The organism is uncultured Flavobacterium sp., assembly GCF_963974175.1.
Classification (GTDB): domain Bacteria; phylum Bacteroidota; class Bacteroidia; order Flavobacteriales; family Flavobacteriaceae; genus Flavobacterium.
This window is the reverse complement of the sequence record NZ_CAXBBR010000002.1, coordinates 272373-294334: the sequence shown is the minus strand read 5'-3', so window position 1 is coordinate 294334 and position 21962 is coordinate 272373. Positions and strand designations below refer to the sequence as shown.

At 33.9% G+C, this 21962-nt stretch carries 25 protein-coding genes; 24 read left to right on the top strand and 1 reads right to left on the bottom strand.

What is annotated here, in order from left to right; all coding sequences use genetic code 11:
• Positions 1-23: 23 nt before the first annotated feature.
• The gene (locus tag AAC069_RS04230; RefSeq protein ID WP_339919250.1) at positions 24-1073 is read right to left on the bottom strand and encodes a ferredoxin--NADP reductase; all 1050 of its coding nucleotides are present in this window, start codon (positions 1071-1073) and stop codon (positions 24-26) included.
• A 152-nt stretch (positions 1074-1225) separates the two neighbouring features.
• On the opposite strand from AAC069_RS04230, the gene AAC069_RS04225 reads away from it, so the two are divergent.
• The 24 genes from AAC069_RS04225 to AAC069_RS04110 all read left to right on the top strand — a co-directional run bounded on the left by AAC069_RS04225 (position 1226) and on the right by AAC069_RS04110 (position 21960).
• Complete coding sequence (locus tag AAC069_RS04225) at positions 1226-1561, top strand: helix-turn-helix transcriptional regulator (protein WP_074720389.1); 336 nt, start codon at positions 1226-1228, stop codon at positions 1559-1561.
• A gap of 6 nt (positions 1562-1567) precedes the next feature.
• Entirely contained in the window at positions 1568-2242 is a 675-nt protein-coding gene (locus tag AAC069_RS04220; protein WP_339919249.1) for a hypothetical protein, read from the top strand.
• A gap of 6 nt (positions 2243-2248) precedes the next feature.
• The gene (locus tag AAC069_RS04215) at positions 2249-2929 is read left to right on the top strand and encodes a hypothetical protein (protein WP_339919248.1); all 681 of its coding nucleotides are present in this window, start codon (positions 2249-2251) and stop codon (positions 2927-2929) included.
• On the top strand, positions 2926-3633 hold the full coding sequence (locus AAC069_RS04210; RefSeq protein WP_339919247.1) for a hypothetical protein: 708 nt from the start codon (positions 2926-2928) through the stop codon (positions 3631-3633). Before AAC069_RS04215 ends, AAC069_RS04210 begins: the two co-directional genes overlap by 4 nt.
• A 47-nt stretch (positions 3634-3680) precedes the next feature.
• Complete coding sequence (locus AAC069_RS04205; RefSeq protein WP_339919246.1) at positions 3681-5165, top strand: DUF5687 family protein; 1485 nt, start codon at positions 3681-3683, stop codon at positions 5163-5165.
• 40 nt (positions 5166-5205) lie between these two features.
• Positions 5206-5901: an ABC transporter ATP-binding protein gene (locus AAC069_RS04200; protein ID WP_339919245.1), complete on the top strand. Its 696-nt coding sequence runs from the start codon at positions 5206-5208 to the stop codon at positions 5899-5901.
• Between the two features lie 87 nt (positions 5902-5988).
• A complete protein-coding gene (locus AAC069_RS04195) occupies positions 5989-8622 on the top strand; it encodes a tetratricopeptide repeat protein (protein ID WP_339919244.1) in 2634 nt (877 codons plus the stop codon).
• A 2-nt stretch (positions 8623-8624) separates the two neighbouring features.
• Complete coding sequence (locus AAC069_RS04190; protein ID WP_339919243.1) at positions 8625-9032, top strand: polymer-forming cytoskeletal protein; 408 nt, start codon at positions 8625-8627, stop codon at positions 9030-9032.
• On the top strand, positions 9001-9228 hold the full coding sequence (locus AAC069_RS04185) for an AtpZ/AtpI family protein (RefSeq protein WP_091085685.1): 228 nt from the start codon (positions 9001-9003) through the stop codon (positions 9226-9228). Before AAC069_RS04190 ends, AAC069_RS04185 begins: the two co-directional genes overlap by 32 nt.
• Before the next feature lie 66 nt (positions 9229-9294).
• A complete protein-coding gene (locus tag AAC069_RS04180) occupies positions 9295-9687 on the top strand; it encodes a hypothetical protein (protein WP_339919242.1) in 393 nt (130 codons plus the stop codon).
• A 119-nt stretch (positions 9688-9806) separates the two neighbouring features.
• A complete protein-coding gene (atpB, locus tag AAC069_RS04175) occupies positions 9807-10961 on the top strand; it encodes a F0F1 ATP synthase subunit A (RefSeq protein ID WP_091085840.1) in 1155 nt (384 codons plus the stop codon).
• 34 nt (positions 10962-10995) lie between these two features.
• The gene (gene atpE / locus AAC069_RS04170) at positions 10996-11187 is read left to right on the top strand and encodes an ATP synthase F0 subunit C (RefSeq protein ID WP_074720412.1); all 192 of its coding nucleotides are present in this window, start codon (positions 10996-10998) and stop codon (positions 11185-11187) included.
• 85 nt (positions 11188-11272) lie between these two features.
• Positions 11273-11773, top strand: coding sequence for a F0F1 ATP synthase subunit B (locus AAC069_RS04165; RefSeq protein ID WP_091085691.1), 501 nt, complete (start codon positions 11273-11275; stop codon positions 11771-11773).
• A gap of 4 nt (positions 11774-11777) precedes the next feature.
• Positions 11778-12311, top strand: a complete 534-nt coding sequence (atpH, locus tag AAC069_RS04160; protein WP_339919241.1) for an ATP synthase F1 subunit delta — start codon at positions 11778-11780, stop codon at positions 12309-12311.
• Between the two features lie 38 nt (positions 12312-12349).
• Complete coding sequence (gene atpA, locus AAC069_RS04155) at positions 12350-13927, top strand: F0F1 ATP synthase subunit alpha (RefSeq protein ID WP_331580502.1); 1578 nt, start codon at positions 12350-12352, stop codon at positions 13925-13927.
• Positions 13928-14011: 84 nt separating this feature from the next.
• The gene (atpG, locus tag AAC069_RS04150; protein WP_339919240.1) at positions 14012-14872 is read left to right on the top strand and encodes an ATP synthase F1 subunit gamma; all 861 of its coding nucleotides are present in this window, start codon (positions 14012-14014) and stop codon (positions 14870-14872) included.
• Between the two features lie 203 nt (positions 14873-15075).
• Positions 15076-15519 carry a DUF547 domain-containing protein gene (locus tag AAC069_RS04145; protein ID WP_339919239.1) on the top strand — a complete coding sequence of 148 codons (444 nt, stop codon included), beginning with the start codon at positions 15076-15078 and terminating at the stop codon, positions 15517-15519.
• A gap of 150 nt (positions 15520-15669) precedes the next feature.
• Complete coding sequence (locus tag AAC069_RS04140; protein ID WP_339919436.1) at positions 15670-16074, top strand: GNAT family N-acetyltransferase; 405 nt, start codon at positions 15670-15672, stop codon at positions 16072-16074.
• Between the two features lie 10 nt (positions 16075-16084).
• On the top strand, positions 16085-16582 hold the full coding sequence (locus AAC069_RS04135; protein WP_339919238.1) for a hypothetical protein: 498 nt from the start codon (positions 16085-16087) through the stop codon (positions 16580-16582).
• 38 nt (positions 16583-16620) lie between these two features.
• Positions 16621-18078 (top strand): oligosaccharide flippase family protein, encoded by a 1458-nt coding sequence (locus AAC069_RS04130; protein WP_339919237.1) that lies wholly within the window; start codon positions 16621-16623, stop codon positions 18076-18078.
• A gap of 143 nt (positions 18079-18221) precedes the next feature.
• Complete coding sequence (gene dut, locus AAC069_RS04125) at positions 18222-18656, top strand: dUTP diphosphatase (protein ID WP_339919236.1); 435 nt, start codon at positions 18222-18224, stop codon at positions 18654-18656.
• Between the two features lie 88 nt (positions 18657-18744).
• The gene (locus AAC069_RS04120; protein ID WP_339919235.1) at positions 18745-19761 is read left to right on the top strand and encodes a sugar phosphate nucleotidyltransferase; all 1017 of its coding nucleotides are present in this window, start codon (positions 18745-18747) and stop codon (positions 19759-19761) included.
• Positions 19762-19838: 77 nt separating this feature from the next.
• Positions 19839-21182, top strand: coding sequence for a tetratricopeptide repeat protein (locus AAC069_RS04115; RefSeq protein WP_339919234.1), 1344 nt, complete (start codon positions 19839-19841; stop codon positions 21180-21182).
• 7 nt (positions 21183-21189) lie between these two features.
• The gene (locus AAC069_RS04110) at positions 21190-21960 is read left to right on the top strand and encodes a DUF4292 domain-containing protein (RefSeq protein ID WP_339919233.1); all 771 of its coding nucleotides are present in this window, start codon (positions 21190-21192) and stop codon (positions 21958-21960) included.
• The last annotated feature ends 2 nt before the right edge of the window (positions 21961-21962 follow it).

Genomic DNA, 21962 nt, shown 5'->3' with positions numbered 1-21962 from the left:
TTTTAAAGTTGGATATTTATTTCCTAAACATCATCGTAATCTACATAGATCGTTTCTGATGTAGGATGAGCTTGACAACTAAGGATCAATCCGTCTGCAATTTCTTTATCAGTTAGGATTGAATTCTTCGTCATTTCAGCTGTTCCCGAAGTTACTCTACAAAGACAGCTGCTGCAAATCCCGCCTTGACAGGAGTAAGGAGCATCAATTCCTTGTTTTAGGGCAGCTTCAAGTATGGTTTGTTTTTGAGACATTTCAAAGGTGGTTTCTTCGTCGTCTACCATAATGGTAATTTTAGAATGTCCTCCTAAATCTTTTATTACGTTTTCATGAGAAGATGAAGTAAAAAGCTCAAATTTTATAGCCGATTCTTTTACATTTTTCTCTTTCAAAACCCCCGAAACTAATTCGATCATTTCCTCTGGCCCACACAAATAGAATTTATCAAATTCCAGTTCCTTGTGTTTGTTGTTCAGAACATAATTTACGGCAGATTTGTCTATTCGACCAAATAAAGCATTTTCTGCTTTGGCTTGACTAAAAACAAAGTGAATAAATAAGCGACCTACATATTGTAATTGTAAATCGTGTAATTCTTTACTAAAGATTGTTTCTTCGGGTGTTTTGTTACCATAAACTAGTACAAAAGAGCTTTTTGGCTCGCTTTTCAATACGCTTTTCAATATCGAAATTACGGGTGTTATCCCACTTCCAGATACAAAAGCCACGTAGTTTTTTTGTCTTTCTAATTCAGGTTCTAATATAAATTTTCCCTCTGGTTTTCCTACCTCAAGTGCATCCCCCGCTTTAAGCTTGGTATTGGCAAATTGCGAAAAAGCACCATTTTTTACAGCTTTAACCGCGATACGCAATTCACCACTTTCCGGAGAAGAACAAATTGAATAAGCACGACGAATTTCTTGGCCGTCGAGCGTTAATCGGATATTAACATATTGCCCGGCAATAAAAGTATAATTGGGTTGTAATTGCTCTGGAATGTTGAAGAGTATCGAAACCGCATCCTTGGTTTCGCGTCGTACTTCTTTTATAATTAGTTTTAAAAATGAAGGCATGAGATATTTTTTTTGCAAATATACTAAACTGAATAGGTTTCTTAAATCAAAGTGTTTGAAAAATTTACATACCTAAAAGTGTTATGTATAAGATTCTTATGTATATTTGTTTTTCAACAGGACATTGCTTCGTGCCTCGAAATGACAAAAAAATGAAAAATTCACAGTTGTATAAAGGAAGTTTAAATACCATTATCATGAAATTGCTAGAAGAAAACGGCAAGATGTACGGCTATGAAATTACCCAAAAAGTAAAAGCCATTACGCAAGGAGAACTCAATATCACCGAAGGTGCGCTCTATCCTGCGTTACACAAGTTGGAAGCCGAAGGCATACTGGATGTGGAAATTGAAAAAGTGGATAACCGCATGCGGAAATACTATAAACTTACAGAAGCAGGAACTAAAGAAACCGTTAACCGCCTTGCCGAACTGGAAGATTTCATTAGAACGATGCAATCATTAGTTAATCCTAAATTAGAATTTTAAATTTTCATGGAAAAGAAATTATCAGTTGAACAAATAGAATACATATCCAACTATGTTGCTTCCCATGACATCAAGTGGTATGAATTACAATTAGAGTTGACGGATCATATGGTTACGAGTATGGAGGAGTTTTGGGCGAAAGACCCTGAGCTTACTTTTCATCAGGTAAAACAATATGCTGAGGATACATTTGGAAGGAAAGGGTTTAAAGCAATTGAAGAAGAACGTACACAAATTTTAAAGAGAGAGTTTAGGAAGACACAATGGAAAATGATTACAGCATATTTAAAGTTTCCAAAAATATTTGCATGTCTACTTGCGCTGATCATCAGTTATAAATTGTCGTTTTATTTTGATAAACCGGTAAAGTTTATTTCTGTGCTTTTTGTTTTTTTACTGGCTTTATACATTCCTTTTATGTACTCCTATTTCAAAAACAGAAAAATTAACGGCAAGCGATTTCTACAAATTGAAATCAGTAGTCCGATGGTGTTGGGATTTGGATTTATGAATTTAGGACTGAACTTTGGTAATGTGTGTAAGGAATGGGTTGAGCAATACAATGTCTTAAGAATTATTTTTTGCGCAATTTGGGTTTTAGGAATATTAATATTTATTACGGGTAAACAAATCTATAAAAACTCATTAGCCAATATAAAAAAACAATACCAACTTACTTAATTTAAGATGAAACTAACAAACCAACAAATAGCCTTAATCGATGAAACCTTAGTTTTAAACGGCGTTACATATGACGACATCAAACTAGAAGTTACAGATCATATAGCCTCAGAAATTGAATTCATAATGGAAGAAAACACGCTTTCATTTGAAGAAAATTTAAAAATGGTTTTTAAAAAATGGGAATCACAATTAAAACCTACAACCTATGGTTTATGGCTTGGATACGCTTATACTGGACCAAAAATGGTCATGGATAAAATGGTTGATTTAACAAAATCAGAGTTGAAGTGGGGTTTGTCACTAGCTTTTTTCAGCACTTTAATTATCTGGTTGATTTATAAAACAGATAATAATGCCTCTATTTTATTAGTGTTTGGTATGCTATTAAGAACGTTATTGTTTATTGTGGCTGTAACCATTATTTACTTTAGAGTTACTCTTTCTAAATCAAAGGCAAAGACTATTTATTCTACTTTATTTAACAGAAGATTTTATATTACTTTATTATTTTCGATTCAAATCTTTTCTACTATTTTTCGAGCAGTTCCTTTAAATAAAAGTATAGAATCTAAAGTATTGATGTTAGTTTTCCCTTTCCTTTTTATATTATTCTCTATCAATAGTTTACGAATTTTGTACAATCATTATAAGATTGAAGAAAAACTATCTATTTCTAACTCATGAAACTAACCATTGAACAAATAGACCGTCTTTATCTTTTCACCCAACAGCATTATGTGGAATGGTATGATTTACAAACTGAACTTGTGGACCATCTCGCGAATGCCATTGAAATGCAATGGGAAGAATATCCTAAACTTACATTTGACGAAGCCTTGAATAGAGAATTCAAGAAGTTTGGTGTTTTTGGTTTTATGGATGTGGTTGAAAAACGTCAAGCTGTTTTAAGTAAAAAGTACAATCGTTTGGTTTGGCAACATTTCAAAGATTTTTTTGGAGTCCCTAAGATTGTATTGACAATTGCGATGACGCTGGCATTGTTTAGCATTCTCAAAATAAGCTATTACAGCGAATGGGTTTTTATGGGGCTTTTTATCATTTTGATTCTTTTTTCATTTCATGAAATTTTCAAAAACAAAAAGAATCAAAAACAAAAACTGCAATCAGGACAGAAAAGATGGTTGTTTGAAGAAATTATAAATCAATATGGTGGTTTTTTAGGACTGATTAGTATTCCAATTAACCTGTTTCCCCGCATTTTTTACCATAGCGAAAAGTATAGTGGAAACGACTATTGGATTCTTGGCTTAAGTTTCCTTTTTGCCCTTCTGGCTGTAGTAATTTTTATCATCTTTAAAATCATTCCATCAAAAGCTACAGAGTACTTAATGGAAACCTACCCTGAATATAAATTAGAAAAGCTGTAACGTTTTCTTACTTTTATTTACTTATTGTAAAACCAAACCATTAAATTATGTTCAAACATTTTATAAATTTAGAGTTGAAAGCTTTTTTCCGTTCAGCCAGTGTTGGAAAAAGCATCGGCTTAAAAATTCTGATGGGCTTTTTAGTAGTTTATTTTTTACTTGTTTTTTTAGTATTAGGAATTGCGTTATATCCAATTTTAGAGAAAGTATTCCCGGGTCAAAAACCATTGACGATAGTCAATAGTTATGTGATTTTCTGGTTGGCGATAGAACTAATTTTTCGTTTTTTTATGCAAAGTTTACCGGTGATGAATATTAAACCATTATTAGTATTGCCCATAAAAAAAGAATCGGTAATCCACTTTGTGTTGCTGAAGAGTTTAATTTCGATCTACAATATTTTTCCCTTATTGGTTATCATCCCTTTTGGGGTTTTTAATATTATCAAAGGGAATGATGGCACATTGAACATGATTATTTGGATGTTTGGTATGTATATTTTAGCTTTAATAGTCAATTATGCTAATTTTTTAATCAAAAAGAAATTTGCCGAAAACATCAAAGCCTTTCTTCCTTTCGTAGTTTTAGGAATGGTATTTTTTGGTCTGGATTATTTTGGGGTTTTTAAAATCACAACGCTTTCAGGCGTTGTTCTTGATACTTTAGTGTTACAGCCAATATTAGTTTTAGTACCAATCTTGATTTTAGCAGGATTCTATATTTTAAATTTCAAGTACCTAAAAAGCAATTTCTATCTGGACAGCTCATTGCAATCGAAAGTGGAGGAAGCAAAAACGTCTGATTTAAGTTGGACGAAGCGCTTTGGCGACATCGCACCTTTTCTTCAGTTGGATTTAAAAATGATATGGAGAAACAAAAGACCTAAAACAGTGATTTGGATCTCTTTGATTTTCTTGGCTTATGGTTTAATGATTTACACGAATCCTACTTACAAAGAAACACCAGCCTTTTCTGTATTGGTCGGAATCTTAATGACTGGGGTATTCATGATAAATTACGGGCAATTTGTACCCTCTTGGGACAGTAATTATTATGGAATGATGATGTCACAAAACATTCCTATGAAACAATATTTGGCTTCAAAAGCAGGATTAATGTCTGTTTCTGTTGTGATTTTGGCAATTTTAAGCACGCCTTATCTTTATTTTGGATGGAATGTATTAGCCATTAACCTGGCCTGTGCGACTTATAATTTGGGTGTCAACATTCCGGTTTTATTATTTGCGGGTTCGTTTAACAAAAAAAGAATTGATTTAGAGAAAAGTCCGTTTATGAATTACCAGGGAACAGGAGCTACGCAATGGATTGTTGGATTGCCTTTGATGCTAATCCCAACCTTGATTTTTTATGGTATTTATAAATTGATAAATGTAGAGGTAGCTATAATTGCAATTGCGACAATTGGCGTGATTGGGTTGGTAGTGAGAAATTATCTTTTGAATACAATTGCAGCCGGTTATACCAAAAGAAAATACGCAACCATCAACGGTTTCAAACAACAAGAAAATTAGTAATGATAACTTTTGAGTCATCACAATACATAAAAATATAATGATACAGGTAAATCAGCTTTCAAAAAAATATAACGGAACTACAGTTTTAAATATCGAACATCTTGAAATCCCAAAAGGACAAAGTTTGGGTCTCGTGGGAAATAACGGTGCCGGAAAAACAACCTTTTTTAGTTTACTATTGGATTTAATCCAACCTTCAACTGGGAGTATAATAAACAACAGTATTTTGGTAAATGCTAGCGAAGATTGGAAACCTTTTACCGCTGCATTTATCGATGAAAGCTTCTTGATAGGCTATCTTACACCGGAAGAGTACTTCTATTTCATTGGCGATTTACGCGGTCAAAACAAGGCTGATATTGATGCTTTATTAGAAAAATATGAAGAGTTTTTTAATGGTGAAATACTAAAAAATAAAAAATACCTGCGTGACTTATCCAAAGGAAATCAAAAGAAAGTAGGTATAATCGCGACCTTGATAGGCAATCCGGAAGTGGTTATTCTTGACGAACCTTTTGCTAATTTAGACCCTACAACGGTTAATAGGTTGAAAAAAGTAATTAAAGAACTTGCTGAAAATAAGGACATCACAATTTTAGTTTCAAGCCATGATTTGCAACACACTGTAGAAGTTTGTGATCGAATAGTAGCTTTAAATAAAGGGGAAATCGTAAAAGATATTCAGACCTCTGGGGAAACGCTACAGGAGTTAGAAATGTTTTTCGCGGTTTAAACTTCCATATTTCAAAAAGAAACGTATTTTTACCAGTCATTATACTAAAAAGCTTTTTTAAAAGTTTAATGATAAAAACGTTAGCCATTGAAAACCAATATATTAAAATATTCAATTCCATTAGGGTTTCTGTGTTTTTTGGTAGCCTGTTCTACTAGGAATAGCAGTTTTTTGTCTAGGAATTCTCATGCTCTAAGTACAAAATATAATATTTTGTACAATGGTGGAATTGGCTTAGACAAAGGAATGGTAGGTATAGAAGCCAATAGCAAAGACAATTTCTGGAAACGTTTGCCTATCGAAAGGATGCAAGTGACAGATGAAGTTACGTCAGATGAAAAAGCAAAAAATTCTGATTTTGAATTGGCCGAAACCAAGGCGACTAAAGCGATTCAAAAGCATTCCATGAATATTGACGGAAGAGAAAGAAACTCTCAAATTGATGAAGCTTATTTACTTTTGGGTAAAGCCAGATACTACGATCAAAGATTTGTTCCCGCATTAGACGCATTCAATTATATTCTATATAAATACCCAAATAGCAGCAGGATTTATGAAGCTAAAATTTGGCGTGGAAAAACCAATATGCGACTGGGTAATGATGCTTTGGTTGTAAAAAACATGAGCAATCTTTTGAATGAGCAAAAACTTAAAAATCAAGTTATTGCTGATGTCAATGCTCTTTTATCTGAGGCCTACTTGAACTTAGAAGAAAAAGACTCCGCTTTAATAAAATTAAAAATTGCCCAAAAATTTACCAAACAAAACAAAGAAAAGTCAAGATACCGATTTATACTTGGTCAACTTTACGAAGAGTTAGGCAAGAAAGATAGCGCGATTTACAGCTATGAGTCGGTAATAAATATGAATCGAAAATCGGAAAGGAAATACGTTATTCAAGCACAAGCTAGAAAAGCGCAGTTGTTTGACTATCAAAATGGGGATACGACCGCCTTTGTTAAAAACTATAAAAAGCTGATTGCCGACAGAGAGAACAGACCATTCTTAGATGTCTTAAACTATCAAATGGGTGTTTTTTACGACAAACAGAACAATCAGAAAAAAGCGTTAGATTTTTATAATACCTCACTTAAAAAAACTACTGCCGACCAGTATTTAGTAGCTTCCAATTACAGGAATATAGGTAATATGTATTTTAGAAATGCAGCATATCCAGTTGCCGCAAAGTATTACGACAGCACCTTAGTGAATCTTGATATTAAAACAAGGGAATTCATTCATATTCAAAAAATCAGAAAAGATTTAGATGAAGTAATTTTGTATGAAGCGATTGCTTCAAGAAACGACAGTATTTTACATGTAGTTTCGATGTCAGAAGCTGGCAGAATTTCCTATTTCGAAAATTATATCGATACCTTAAAAAAGAAGGATGAAGCTAAAAGAATTATAGAAGAGAAATTAAAAGAAAAGCAAGAAAATATAGAAAGAAATAGTAAGACAGCGTCTAATGACCCTGCCGTTTCTGCTCAAAATTTAGGACGACCAGCACGCAATTCGCCGCTTAGTCCGCCTTCTATGACCGCTTCTAATACAGCTGCAAGTCTTTTCTATTTTTATAACCCTACGACTGTTTCTTTTGGGAAAGTAGAATTCAAAAAAATATGGGGAAATCGAAGTTCAGCAGGCAACTGGAGGCTTTCATCAACTAGTAAGACGAATGTGGTTTCAAAAGATACTTTGAATTCGGGTGCAGCGCAGTTGGAAGACAAATTGAAAGAGGAAGAGAACACGATAATAGAAGAGTATACTGCAGGTTTTTATTTAAAACAACTTCCAAGTACGAAAGTAGCAATTGACAGCATTGGAAAGGAACGCAATACAGCCTATTATCAACTTGGGGTAATTTATAAGGAAAAGTTTAAAGAATATGAATTAGCAGCGAACAAGCTGGAACAACTATTGCAAAATAGTCCGGAAGAAAAATTGATTCTTCCTGCAATGTATAATTTATATAAGATATACCAAATTACAGATAGCAGCAAGGCGCAAGCAATGAAAGAAAGGATTAATTCCCAATTTCCAAATTCTCGCTATGCTCAAATAATAAACAACACAAATCCAGCTGGGACAGTATTCAAGGATACTCCTGAAGGAGCGTATGGCACTTTATATAAACAATACGAAGAAGAAAAATTCACGACTGTTTTAGAGCAGTCTGATGGATTAATCAATCAGTTTTCTGGGGACGAAATCGTTTCGAAATTCGAATTTTTGAAAGCGAATGCTATTGGAAAACTTAAAGGATTAAAAGCTTACAAAAACGCATTGCAGTTTGTGGCGGATAATTACCCAAATAGTGAAGAGGGTAAAAAAGCCCAAGAAATTCTGAAGGACCAAATTCCGTTTTTAGAAAAATTAGATTTCACAACTACAGATACTAAAAACTGGAAAGTACTCTACAAAGTACCGGTATCAGACGAGAAAGGTGCAAAAGCAATGGAGGAAAAAATTAAAAAACTCATTACCGGTACTACCTTTCAAGATTTAAATTATTCTTTGGATGGGTATAGTGATACCGAAAATTTCATAACGATTCACGGTATAAATTCAGAAGCGTATGCTAGAAATATCAGTACCGTTCTACGAGATAATAAGGATTTTAAAACAGCAACAGCTGCTGTTATTCTTACCAATGAAAACTATAAAGTAATCCAAATTAAAAAAAATCTTGATGTTTATTTAGGATTAAAAAAAGAATAAAAATGTTTAATAGAAAAGCAAAGCCCTATACGGAGCTTTTAGGAAAAACGAATAGAATTGTAGAAGGGACAATAATAAAAGGAGATATTATTTCCCAAGCTGATTTTAGGCTTGACGGAGAATTGATAGGAAACTTTCAGTCTACCGGAAAATTAGTAGTAGGTCCTGCCGGAAGTATAACGGGTGATATTAATTGTAAAAATGCAGATATAGAAGGAAAATTTGAAGGAACCATTAATGTTACTGAAATCCTAAACGTAAAATCTAAAGCCAGTATTAACGGCGAAGTGACCGTAGGGAAATTATCTGTGGAACCGGGTGCTGATTTCAGTGCGTCCTGCATAATGAAGATTAATGAAGCAAATTTCTTATTAACTGATGGAAAAGAAACCCAACAAAAAACAAGCTAGCAAATGGATAGCGTTAATTAATATACCCATTCAAATGGGGGTTATCATCTTTTTGTTTGCGTATGGCGGAAACTGGCTTGATGAAAATTACCCGAACCCAAAAGTATATTACAATAAAATTCTAGTCATGGTAGGTGTCGTTATTGCTCTGTACAATGTTATTAGACAAGTGAACGAAATAAATAAATCTCAATAAAATTTTAATTAATAAAAGTAAATTAAGTCTCAAGTCATTGTGCTTTGACGACAAAATAAACACAGCATGAATTTAAAAAATCAAAAACCTCTTCTAAGTTTAACCCTTTTGGCCGTGATGGCTTATTTGTTACATAAAATTATTTTCTACGTTTTGAAAATCGATGTTGTAGCATTCCAGTATTCAATCGAAGTGCTCTATTTATTGTTTTTCGGTATGTCTACTTTGATATTCATTGTATTACTAAAAGTGAAAGAAAAAAGCTTTGATAATGTAGGAATGTCTTTTCTTTTAGGAACAAGTATCAAAATGGTTTTTTGTTATTTGATTTTAAAACCTATCTTGCACATTACAACATATGATAATACAATAGAGAAAGTTAATTTTTTTGGGATGTTTATTCTTTTTTTAGTAATGGAGACCGTTTTAACGATACGAATATTAAAAGAAAAGCAATAGATCCGCAAATAGATGAAGGATTTAAAAAAAATATGTTTTTATATCCTTTTGGATATTAATAAAAAATGTACATTTGCACCAAATTTCAGAAACGTAAAAAATTAAGATATTTAACAGTTATGGTGATTTCAAACAGACCACTTAGATTTATAATAGCGACTTTAGTAGCGTGTCTTCCTTTAATGACTTTTGCAAATCCCGAAGTGGATTCGGTAAAAGTTCATACTGAAGTTGCACATGAAACAACAGAACAAAGCCATGAAGGAGCTCATGCTGAACCTACAGATGTAAAATCTAAAATCAAAGCATTCATTGGTCATCACGTTTTAGACTCTCATGACTTTACTTTTTTCTCTGATGAAGTAGAAGGAAAACATTATGGTTTTTCATTACCAGTAATCCTTTGGGATAATGGTTTGCAACTTTTTTCATCTTCTGAATTCGAACATGGAGAAGCAGTTGCCGAATCTAACGGTAATTTCTATGCAATAAATCATCACGATGGAAAAATATACAAAACGGATGCTTCAGGAAAAATAATAGAAGACGAAAAAACAGGTTTCCCTGAAAATGAACGTCCCTTAGATTTCTCAATCACAAAAACAGTATTGTCTATATTCATTGCGGCTATTTTAATGGTATTGATTTTTGCCGGTTTGGCGAAGACCTATTCTAAAAATGGAGGAATTGCTTCTGGAGCTGGAAGAATATTTGAACCAGTGGTTCTTTTTATTCGTGACGAAATTGCTATTCCTAACATTGGAGAAAAACACTACAAGAGATATATGAGTTATTTATTGACTATATTTTTCTTTGTATTGTTCTTAAATATTTTTGGATTGATGCCTTTCGGTATAAATGTTACGGGTAATTTAACAATTACATTTGCATTAGCAATCATGACATTTTTAATTACAAACCTTACGGCAAATAAAAACTATTGGGGTCACATTTTCTGGATGCCAGGTGTGCCAAAAGTAATGCGTATCGTATTAGCACCAATTGAACTGCTAGGAGTTATAATCAAACCTTTTTCATTAATGATTCGTTTGTATGCAAACATTTTTGCAGGACATATTGTATTGATGAGTATTATTGGTTTGATGTTTATTTTCAAAAGCTGGTTGGGAAGTAGTTTATCATTTGCATTGTCGTTTGCACTTTCTATCTTAGAGATATTGGTTGCATTTTTACAAGCTTATATTTTCACATTGCTATCAGCGCTGTACTTTGGTTCAGCAGTAGAAGAGCACCACCATGAGGAGGCGCACTAATAAATTGAATGTTTAATTTTTAATTATATATATTATGGAAGGTTTAAATTATGTAGGAGCTGGATTAATCGTAATCGGAGCAGGTTTAGGTATTGGTAGAATTGGTGGTTCAGCAATGGACGCTATTGCTCGTCAACCAGAAGCTTCAGGAAAAATCCAAACAGCTATGCTTATCGCAGCTGCATTAATTGAAGGTATTGGTTTCGCTGCATTATTTGCTGCTTAATTAAAACTCAAAAAGCAATAGTTGCAACGGTTGGTTGTAACTATTGTTTTTATTATTAAATTAAATATTATTATAGATACATAACATGGAAAAGTTAATACATCAGTTTGAGTTAGGTTTGTTCTTTTGGCAAGTATTAATATTTGTTGGATTAATATTCTTATTGAAAAAATTTGCTTGGAAACCAATTCTTGATGCAGTAAATGATAGAGAAGAAGGAATTAAAAATGCTTTGCTTTCTGCTGAAAATGCAAGAAAAGAAATGCAAAACCTTCAAGCTGACAACCAACGTATTTTACAAGAAGCAAGAATGGAACGTGATAACATGCTAAAAGATGCACGTGAAATTAAAGAAAAAATGATTGCTGATTCCAAAGAAGAAGCGCAAGCTCAAGGTCTGAAAATGATCGAACAAGCAAAAGCAGCAATTGAAAGCGAAAAAAATGCAGCTATGGCTGAATTGAAACTACAAGTTTCTACTTTGTCATTGAGTATCGCAGAAAAATTATTGAAAGACGAATTATCTAATAAAGAAGCTCAAACTAAATTAGTTGAGAAGATGTTAGGTGACGTAAAGCTAAACTAATATTATGGCAAGTACAAGAGCAGCAATTCGTTATGCAAAGGCAATTCTAGAGATCGCACAATCTAAAGGAGTGGCTGAAGCAGTTAGTGATGATATGAATTCTATCGCTTCAACTATAAGTGGAAATGTAGAATTGAGCACTTTTATCCAAAACCCTACTTTGAGAGTAGAAGTTAAGGAAAATGCCTTATTGGAAGTTTTTGCAAATACCAATAGCGTAACAAAAAGTTTATTTCATTTGTTATTCGAAAACAAAAGATTTGAAATTTTGGAAGCTGTTGCAGTAGAATACAGCAAATTATTTGATATCATGAATGGTGTTGAAGTAGCTCAAGTTACTACAGCCATCGCAATGGATGCAGCATTAGAAGCTAAAGTTTTAGCTAAAATTGCTACTTTATCAGATAAAAAAATCACGATAGAAAATCACGTAGATTCTTCGATTATTGGAGGGTTTATTTTGAGAATAGGCGACAAGCAGTACAATGCTTCAATAGCCAACAGATTACAAGTATTAAAAAGAGAATTAAGTAACTAGTTTTATTGCACATTTAAGTGTCTAAATTATAAATTAAGATGGCGGAAATCAAACCTGCTGAAATTTCAGCAATATTAAGAAAGCAAGTAGAAGGTTTTGAATCTGGCGCAACGCTAGAGGAAGTAGGAACAGTACTTCAAGTTGGAGATGGTATTGCTCGTGTTTACGGGCTTTCGAATGTTCAATACGGTGAGTTAGTAGAATTTGACAATGGTTTAGAGGCTATTGTATTGAATCTTGAAGAAGACAATGTTGGTGTGGTACTTTTAGGACCATCAACAGGTATCAAAGAAGGTTCTACAGCAAAAAGAACACAACGTATCGCTTCTCTTAAAGTTGGAGAGCAAATGGTAGGACGTGTAGTAAACACTCTTGGTTTTCCAATTGATGGAAAAGGACCAATTGGTGGAGACTTATACGAAATGCCTTTGGAAAGAAAAGCTCCTGGAGTTATCTTCCGTCAACCAGTAACTGAGCCATTACAAACAGGGATAAAAGCAGTTGATGCTATGATACCAGTTGGTCGTGGACAACGTGAATTGGTTATTGGTGACCGTCAAACAGGTAAATCAACTGTTTGTATTGACACTATTTTAAATCAAAAAGAATTTTACGATGCAGGAAAACCTGTATTTTGTATATATGTTGCAATTGGACAAAAAGCGTCAACTGTAGCAGGAATCGCAAAAATGTTAGAAGAAAAAGGTGCAATGGCTTATACCATTATTGTTGCAGCTAACGCTTCTGATCCAGCTCCGATGCAAGTTTATGCTCCTTTCGCAGGTGCAGCTATTGGAGAATATTTTAGAGATTCAGGTCGTCCAGCTTTAATTGTTTATGATGATTTATCTAAACAAGCTGTTGCTTACCGTGAGGTTTCTCTTTTATTGAGAAGACCACCGGGACGTGAAGCATACCCTGGAGATGTATTTTACTTACACAGTCGTTTATTAGAGCGTGCTTGTAAAGTAATTGCTGATGATGGAATTGCTAAAAACATGAATGACTTACCAGATTCATTGAAACCAATCGTAAAAGGTGGTGGTTCATTAACTGCACTTCCTATTATCGAAACTCAAGCTGGTGACGTTTCTGCATATATCCCAACAAACGTAATTTCGATTACAGATGGTCAAATTTTCCTTGATGGAGATTTGTTTAACTCTGGAGTACGTCCTGCAATTAACGTTGGTATCTCGGTATCTCGTGTTGGAGGAAATGCACAAATTAAATCAATGAAAAAAGTAGCAGGTACTTTGAAACTAGATCAAGCACAATTCCGTGAATTGGAAGCGTTTGCTAAATTTGGTTCTGACTTAGATGCAGTTACTTTAAACGTAATTGAAAAAGGTAGAAGAAACGTTGAGATCTTGAAACAAGGTTTGAATGATCCTTACACAGTAGAAGATCAAGTTGCGATTATCTATGCTGGTTCAAAAAATCTTTTGAGAAATGTTCCTGTGAATAAAGTAAAAGAATTTGAGAAAGATTTCTTAGAATTCCTTAACAACAAACACAGAGCAACTTTAGATGCTTTGAAAGCAGGGAAACTTACAGATGAAATTACAGATGTAATCCAAACTGTAGCAAAAGAAATTTCAGCAAAATATAACTAATTAGGTTTCTGGGTTTTGGGTCTTAGGTTATAGATATTTCTTAACCTAATACCCAAAACCCAACAACCTTATACCCATAATAAAATGGCAAATTTAAAGGAAATCCGTAATAGAATTACTTCCGTTTCATCTACGATGCAAATTACATCAGCGATGAAAATGGTTTCTGCAGCAAAGCTAAAGAAAGCACAAGATGCAATTACAGCCATGCGCCCTTATGCCGAAAAATTAACGGAATTATTACAAAATCTTTCTGCTACACTTGAAGGTGATGCAGGAGGAGAGTTTACTACACAACGTGAAGTAAAGAAAGTATTGGTTGTTGCTATTACTTCTAATAGAGGTTTATGTGGTGCGTTTAATTCGAATGTAATTAAGGCAGCTAAAAACCGTTCTGAGTATTATGCAGGAAAACAAGTGGATATTTTTGCTATAGGTAAAAAAGGAAATGATGTTTTAGTTAAAACTAGTGCTGTAATTGACAATCAAAGTGCAGTTTTCGATGATTTAACTTTTGATAATGTAGCTGTAATTGCAGATACCTTAACTGAGAAATTCCTTTCTGGAGAATATGATAAAATTGAATTGATATACAATCAATTTAAAAATGCCGCAACTCAAATTGTTCAAACTGAACAGTTTTTACCATTGGCACCAATAAAATCAGATTTAACAGCTTCAGTTGGTGATTATATTTTTGAACCATCTAAAGAAGAGATTGTTTTGACTTTGATTCCAAAATCATTGAAAACACAATTGTACAAAGGGATCAGAGATTCATTTGCTTCAGAACATGGTGCTCGTATGACTGCTATGCACAAAGCAACTGATAATGCAACTGAGTTGAGAAATCAATTGAAATTGACTTACAATAAAGCACGTCAAGCTTCTATTACTAATGAGATCTTAGAGATTGTTGGTGGAGCAGAAGCGTTGAACGGATAATATTTGTTCATCACAATATACAAAAGCCTCGCAATTGCGGGGCTTTTTTAATGTATATATAGAAACTTTCGATTTTATTAGAAGAAGACCGTTTTGAGTTATTTGTTGTATTTCATAAAAATTAATGATTATTCAGGTATATATACCTATTCCAATTTATAAGGGAAAACCTAGATTTGACCGGTAATAAATTTGAGGTAAACATGGAAAATTATTTAATTACTTTATCAGAGAATATACTGTTTCAAGCACAAAATAAACAAGACACGACATATTTAAGAAGAGAGTTGCAATATCTTGAATTGAGTATGTTAGAAGGTTTTTTGGATTCAGATGAATTAAAGAATACGTTTTGGACGAACATCTATAATGCATTTTTTTTAATTATAGCTGGGGGAGCCATGCAAATGAAAGCAGCTTACAAATACAAAAGAATCATGATTTGTGAGAATATTTTATCCTTGGATGATATAGAATATAAGATTTTGAAACGTAATAATAATAGGTTTAGCCAAAAACTAAGAACCGTTTTATTTTCATCCAGTTTTATAAAGGGGTTAGCTTTAGCAAATGTCGGCCTTAGCAGGCAACTGATATTAAACCGATCCACACGTTGTACCAGTCATAATAATAAAGAGGTTAGTTAAAGGCGATACTACTACTTGTAATAATCCTTTTTTAAATATTTATGACAACTTTAATTGTTCGGATTATTCACTACTTCATTTTTTGACTATTTTTATGGTTTTATAAACCATTCCCCATTGAAAACACGAGAACTCACCACCGTAGCTGAAATGCTTAATAATATTGAATTGATGCGATTTCTATATCCAACCTTTACGTTTGAGAAATATGAAGCCTATCTCAAAGACATGGTTCCACATAATTACAAGCAATTGGCAGTATATGAGAATGATATTTGCGTTGCCGTAACTGGATTTTGGACTGCAACAAAATTATGGTCGGGCAGATACATTGAGATTGATAATTTTATTGTTCACCCTGAACATCGATCTAAAGGACTTGGTAAAATGATGACGGATTACATTGATGTAAAGGCAAAAGAAGAAGGCTGTAGTATGATTGTTCTCGATGCTTTTACAGGAAATTTCACGGCGCATCGATTTTATTACAACCAAGGTTACGGTCCGAAAGGCTTTCATTTTGTAAAAATTATTAATGAAGATGGATTATCTTAAATCATGTACAATGGGTTCTATAAAAAAATTAGTATTCTTAATCTTGATTGCAGGCAGTCTTTCTTTTTGTGCCTCTAAGCAGACTTATCAAATTAATTTTCCACAAGAAATAGCAGCAGTGTATTTCCAAAAAGTAAATAACGGTGAAGGGCAAGTTGCATCTCGTACTGATTTTTATATCGAGTTTGAGAGGCCGCTTGCCAAAGGAATTGTTTTGGATAAGGTCTATTTCCAAAATCAGATAGGAGTAGTTGAAATAGAAAGGGACAATACTTTTGTAGCGCATTTTTATAAAGATTCAACGGTTCATGATTTGGTTTTACACAGCGACCCCACAAAAGAATACGGTAATAAGGCACCCATTATAACGGAGTTTAGATTTGATTTGCAGCCCACTGAGGCAGTATTAGAATATAGAAAACGCGAGAAAACTTTTTTTTATAAAATCTTGTCAATAAAAGAAAGACCAATGATTCTAAATCCATCAGGGATTAAACCAAAGAAATAGTTATTTTTGTTCTCTAAATATTAATAAGACGTACCATTTTGGGATTATATAAAAAACTTTTTAAACAGACAGCCATATACGGACTCGCGACAGTTTTACCGAGAATGTTCAGTTTTTTGTTAGTTCCGCTTTATACTGATTTGCTTCCAAAAGCAGAGTACGGAAAAGTGTCTGTTATTTTTGCCTACATGATATTTTTTAATGTTATTCTGGCTTACGGAATGGAGACGGCTTTCTTTAGATTTTATAACAAAGAGTCTAATAAAAAAGCAGTGGTTGAAACTTCTATGGTTTCAATTTTTTGGACTACCATTTCGTTTTTAGTAATCGCTCTATTATTTAGAACTTCTTTGGCCGATTGGTCTGGGATAGATTCCCAATACATAACCTATACGATTTGGATTCTGGTGTTGGATGCCTTGGTCATCATTCCGTTTTCAAAATTAAGGGTCGATCAGAAACCGATGGTCTATGCGGCAATAAAAATTGGTAACGTCTTGGTCAACTTGATTCTGAGTGTTGTTTTTTTACTATATATCCCATTGTTAATTGAAGCAAATCCGCATGGTTTTTTGCGTTCTGTTTATGTGGATAACTTCCAAATTGGTTATATATTCTTGGCTAATATTATTGCGAGTTTATTGACTTTTGTGGCGCTGTCCCCAGATTATGTTTACTTGAACTGGAAAATCGATACTGATTTGTGGAAACGTATGATGCGTTATGGAATGCCTATCATGGTGGCAGGAATTGCGTTTGCCATCAACGAACAGTTCGATAAAATTCTTTTGTCAAAATTATTGCCGGCTGACATTGCTGAATCAGAGGTTGGAGTTTATTCTGCCTGTTATAAACTGGGATTGTTTATGGTGTTGTATAGGACTGCTTATACTTTAGGAATTGAACCTTTCTTTTTCAGTCATTCCTCCGATAAAAACGCACCTCAAACTTATGCCATGGTGACCAAGTATTTTGTCATCTTCGGATCTTTTATTTTATTGTCTGTAATCGTTTTTGCCGATCTTTTTAAACTGCTAATGATTCGCGACAGTTCATACTGGGAAGCGATGAAAGTAGTGCCGTTGATTATTCTGGCTAATTTCTTTTTAGGAATTTATACGAACCTTTCTGTTTGGTACAAATTGATCGACAAGACATACATCGGCGCTTATATTTCCATTGTAGGTGCGGTAATTACTTTAGTGCTTAATTTTTTACTGATTCCCTCGATGAGTTATTACGGTTCAGCCATAGCGACAATTGCCGCTTATGGAAGCATGATGACAATTTCCTATTACCTGGGAAACAAATATTATCCCATACCTTATGATTTGAAGAAAATAGGAGGGTATCTCTCGCTATCGATACTTTTTTCAGCCGTATCTTTTTACGGATTTAGAGAGAATTATTATGTTGGAGTCGGTTTATTAATCGTGTTCCTATATTTTATCTATCACAATGAAAAAGTAACGCTGATGAAAATTATAAAAGGGTAGAAATAGTTAGGAGCTATTTCCTGCTATTCGCTATATCTTTTCTTTCCTAAAAAGTCAAGAAAAGGATGCCGCTACTATCAGGGCTATAAATAAAAACATCAGTAGAACAAGTCAAGACCTGTCACTGAATTAAAATAAAAAAAATGAAAATAAACATTATCAATAAATCACAACATGCCTTGCCTAACTATGAGACCATAGCCTCGGCAGGAATGGATTTAAGAGCAAGCCTTACTGAAGCCGTAACCTTACAACCTTTAGGAAGAACAGTAGTTAAAACGGGTCTTTTTATCGAATTACCGATTGGCTACGAAGCGCAAGTACGACCAAGAAGCGGACTGGCATTCAAAAACGGAATAACGGTGCTGAATAGCCCCGGTACAGTTGATGCAGATTATCGTGGTGAAATTGGTGTGATTTTAGTAAATTTATCCAATGAAGCTTTTGTGATCCAAAACGGAGAACGAATTGCACAACTGATTATCGCTAAACATGAACGCGCTGACTGGATTGAAGTTCAGGAGTTATCTGAAACTTCTCGAGGAGAAGGCGGATTCGGAAGCACGGGAGTAAAGTAAATTTAATAATTTAAAGATTGAAACATTTAAAAATTCGAAGAGAATCATTTAATTTTTCAATCATTTAATCTTTCAATATAAAAAAAACATGAAAATAATAGTTCCAATGGCTGGACGTGGTTCACGTCTTCGCCCTCATACCTTAACCATTCCAAAACCATTAATTCCTATTGCTGGAAAACCAATTGTACACCGATTAGTAGAAGATATTGCCAAAATATTGGATGAGCCTATTGACGAAGTCGCTTTCATATTAGGAGACCCTGCTTTTTTTGGAGATGATCTTGTGAAAAGTTTGGAAGAATTGGCAGAAAGTTTAGGTGCTAAAGCATCTATTTATCGCCAATTGGAGCCTTTAGGAACAGGTCATGCTATAATGTGTGCCAAAGAATCACTTTCTGGGCCAGCCGTAATTGCTTATGCAGATACTCTTATTAGAGCTGATTTTGATTTAGATCCTGAAGCAGACGCTGTTATTTGGGTTAAGCAAGTAGATCAGCCAGAAGCCTATGGTGTGGTAAAATTAAATGACGCGAATGAAATTGTCGAATTGGTTGAAAAACCTCAAGACTTTGTAAGCGATTTAGCCGTTATTGGTATCTATTACTTTAAAGAGGTAGGTGTTTTAAAAGAAGAGCTTCAAAATGTTTTAGACAACAACATTCAAAATGGTGGAGAGTACCAAATTAATGATGGGATTAAAGCGATGATGGCCAAGGGTAAAGTCTTTAAAACGGGTCATGTCGACGAGTGGATGGACTGTGGAAATAAAAATGTGACTGTAGAAACAAATTCCAGAATGCTGGGTTTTTTACAGAAGGAAGATACAGCGTTAGTGGCAGTAAATGTTAGAATAGACAATTCAACAATTATTCCACCTTGTTATATTGGAGAAGATGTGTATTTAATTAATTCTACTGTAGGGCCAAATGTTTCTTTAGGAAAAGGAAGCCACGTTACAGGAAGTGTGATTAAAAACAGTTTAATTCAGACGCATGCACACATCAGCAATGCAAAGTTGGACAATGCGATGATTGGAAATCATGTTCGTTTTGACGGGGATTTTACTAGCATAAGTATTGGGGATTATTCGGTATTAGAATAACGAATTTTTCCTGGAACGCATAAAAAGCTATTTCGCAACAGCTTAAACAAAGCTGTTGCGTTTTAAAAAAAGGGTCAATGAAAAAATCGGCTTTATGGATTCTATTTCTTGTTTTGCTAAGCAATTCAGCATTGTTATTGGCACAAACGGAGCCGGAAGAAATAAGGTTAAATGATGACAAATTTCAGGATTATTTTTATGAGTCCTTGAAGCAAAAAGCAATTGAAAACTACGATAAAGCTATTCTGGCTTTGGAGCAATGTTTAAAAATCAAACCTGAAAACGCCACTGTTCATTTTGAATTGGGAAAAAATTACCTGGCCTTAAAGAATTATAAAAATGCGTACAGTTCTTTTGAGCGTGCTACACAAATCGATCCCACAAACAAATGGTTTTGGGTAGGAATGTATGACGTCGATTATGAAACTAAAGACTATGTCAACGCCATAAAAACGATCAACAAACTCATCCCTTTTGACGCTAAATTCAAAGAAGATCTGACCTCGCTTTATATGAGCACCAGTCAATTTGACAAAGCATTGGATCTTATCAATGAACTCAATCAATCTTCTGGAAAATCAGAACGCAGGGAGTCCTATAAAATGCAAATTTTATCCCAAGGGAAATATCAAAACGCAGAGATTACTAATTTAATTGATCAAATACAAAAGTTCCCGAAAGAGGAATCCAACTACATTTCACTAATTTATCTGTACTCTAAAAATAATGAAACCGATAAAGTGTTGGAAACGGCACGAAAATTGGAAACAGCAATACCCACATCCGAATGGGCGCAAGTCAGTTTGTTCAAATATCACTTGTCAAATAATGATGGAGAGAAAGCGATTAATGCAATGAATATTGCTTTGGCCAGTGGCAAAATAGATTCTAAAATAAAACACCGAATTCTGAATGAATTCTTGATTTATGTAAATGCAAATCCGCAGTTTGCTCCTGATTTAGAAAAAGCGGTTAGTTATTTTGATGACGACCCGGAAGTGAATGTGTCTAAGGAAATAGGGAAGTTTTATCACAATAAGAAACAATGGGATAAAGCCATTGGGTATTATGAAAAGGCAAATGCCAAAAGCACGGAGACTGATATTGAAACGAATTTACTTTTGCTTCAAGCGTATACGGAAACAAAAGAGTTTACAAAGGCAGTAAAAAAAGCCATGGATATGGTGGATATTTTCCCTGCGCAACCGCAGTTTTATTATTACTCAGGTTTAGCCTTCAATCAATTGAGCCAATTTAAAAAAGCAAAAGAAATGTTGGAAATGGGACTGGATTATCTGGTAGATGACAACGCATTAGAAATAAACTTCAACATACAACTTGGTGAAGCTTATAATGGTTTAGGAGATGTAAAGAAGAAAGATTTCTATTTTTCCAAAGCCAATCAATTATTAAAAAAATAAAATTAAAATGAATAAATTTTTAGCATTACTGGCAGTTGTTCTTCTTGTTTCGTGCAAGTCGAAAGCCATCGTGACCGAAGCCACCGTTCCGGTCACCTATTTAAAATCAAGTAAAATAATTGCAAATCACTACAACAATAAAAGTGACTTTTCTACATTATATATAAAGGCTAATGCCAAATATTCAGATGACCAACAATCACAGAATGTTACTGCCGAAATCAAGATTAAGAAAGACGAGCAAATTTTAGTTAGCATTCGTTTTCTAGGAATAACGATGGCAAAAGCAAGTATTACGCCAACGTCAGTGAGTTATTATGAAAAAATAAAAGGCACTTATTTTGAAGGTAATTTTAGCGCTTTGAGTCAATGGCTTGGGACTGATTTGGATTTTAATAAGATTCAAAACATGTTGTTAGGGGAGGCCTTGGATGATTTGTCAAAAGGGAAATACAAAGAATCATTAGTGGAACAGTTGTACCGATTAGATGATTTAGCAAATGACAATACCAAAAAGACATTCTACATCAACGCAGCAAATTTTAGTGTGCAAAAACAAGAAATCACACAAACAGCTGAAGGCAGAATGATTCAGGTTGCTTATGCAGACATCAAGGAATACAAAGAAGGAATGTTGCCGGGCAATGTGGTGATTAATACGTATCAGCCCAAAGGGAAATCCGTAATTGATTTAGATTACAATAATATTACGTTTAATGAGGAACTTTCTTTTCCATATAGTGTTCCAAATGGTTACAATAGAATTATAATTAAGTAAAT

Excerpts from the sequence above, each read along its gene's own strand:
- AAC069_RS04230 (WP_339919250.1), bottom strand. The coding sequence starts at position 1,073 with ATGCCTTCATTTTTAAAACTAATTATAAAAGAAGTACGACGCGAAACC.
- AAC069_RS04225 (WP_074720389.1), top strand. The coding sequence starts at position 1,226 with ATGAAAAATTCACAGTTGTATAAAGGAAGTTTAAATACCATTATCATG.
- AAC069_RS04220 (WP_339919249.1), top strand. The coding sequence starts at position 1,568 with ATGGAAAAGAAATTATCAGTTGAACAAATAGAATACATATCCAACTAT.
- AAC069_RS04215 (WP_339919248.1), top strand. The coding sequence starts at position 2,249 with ATGAAACTAACAAACCAACAAATAGCCTTAATCGATGAAACCTTAGTT.
- AAC069_RS04210 (WP_339919247.1), top strand. The coding sequence starts at position 2,926 with ATGAAACTAACCATTGAACAAATAGACCGTCTTTATCTTTTCACCCAA.
- AAC069_RS04205 (WP_339919246.1), top strand. The coding sequence starts at position 3,681 with ATGTTCAAACATTTTATAAATTTAGAGTTGAAAGCTTTTTTCCGTTCA.
- AAC069_RS04200 (WP_339919245.1), top strand. The coding sequence starts at position 5,206 with ATGATACAGGTAAATCAGCTTTCAAAAAAATATAACGGAACTACAGTT.
- AAC069_RS04190 (WP_339919243.1), top strand. The coding sequence starts at position 8,625 with ATGTTTAATAGAAAAGCAAAGCCCTATACGGAGCTTTTAGGAAAAACG.
- AAC069_RS04185 (WP_091085685.1), top strand. The coding sequence starts at position 9,001 with ATGGAAAAGAAACCCAACAAAAAACAAGCTAGCAAATGGATAGCGTTA.
- AAC069_RS04180 (WP_339919242.1), top strand. The coding sequence starts at position 9,295 with ATGAATTTAAAAAATCAAAAACCTCTTCTAAGTTTAACCCTTTTGGCC.
- atpB (WP_091085840.1), top strand. The coding sequence starts at position 9,807 with ATGGTGATTTCAAACAGACCACTTAGATTTATAATAGCGACTTTAGTA.
- atpE (WP_074720412.1), top strand. The coding sequence starts at position 10,996 with ATGGAAGGTTTAAATTATGTAGGAGCTGGATTAATCGTAATCGGAGCA.
- AAC069_RS04165 (WP_091085691.1), top strand. The coding sequence starts at position 11,273 with ATGGAAAAGTTAATACATCAGTTTGAGTTAGGTTTGTTCTTTTGGCAA.
- atpH (WP_339919241.1), top strand. The coding sequence starts at position 11,778 with ATGGCAAGTACAAGAGCAGCAATTCGTTATGCAAAGGCAATTCTAGAG.
- atpA (WP_331580502.1), top strand. The coding sequence starts at position 12,350 with ATGGCGGAAATCAAACCTGCTGAAATTTCAGCAATATTAAGAAAGCAA.
- atpG (WP_339919240.1), top strand. The coding sequence starts at position 14,012 with ATGGCAAATTTAAAGGAAATCCGTAATAGAATTACTTCCGTTTCATCT.
- AAC069_RS04145 (WP_339919239.1), top strand. The coding sequence starts at position 15,076 with ATGGAAAATTATTTAATTACTTTATCAGAGAATATACTGTTTCAAGCA.
- AAC069_RS04140 (WP_339919436.1), top strand. The coding sequence starts at position 15,670 with ATGCTTAATAATATTGAATTGATGCGATTTCTATATCCAACCTTTACG.
- AAC069_RS04135 (WP_339919238.1), top strand. The coding sequence starts at position 16,085 with ATGGGTTCTATAAAAAAATTAGTATTCTTAATCTTGATTGCAGGCAGT.
- dut (WP_339919236.1), top strand. The coding sequence starts at position 18,222 with ATGAAAATAAACATTATCAATAAATCACAACATGCCTTGCCTAACTAT.
- AAC069_RS04120 (WP_339919235.1), top strand. The coding sequence starts at position 18,745 with ATGAAAATAATAGTTCCAATGGCTGGACGTGGTTCACGTCTTCGCCCT.
- AAC069_RS04115 (WP_339919234.1), top strand. The coding sequence starts at position 19,839 with ATGAAAAAATCGGCTTTATGGATTCTATTTCTTGTTTTGCTAAGCAAT.
- AAC069_RS04110 (WP_339919233.1), top strand. The coding sequence starts at position 21,190 with ATGAATAAATTTTTAGCATTACTGGCAGTTGTTCTTCTTGTTTCGTGC.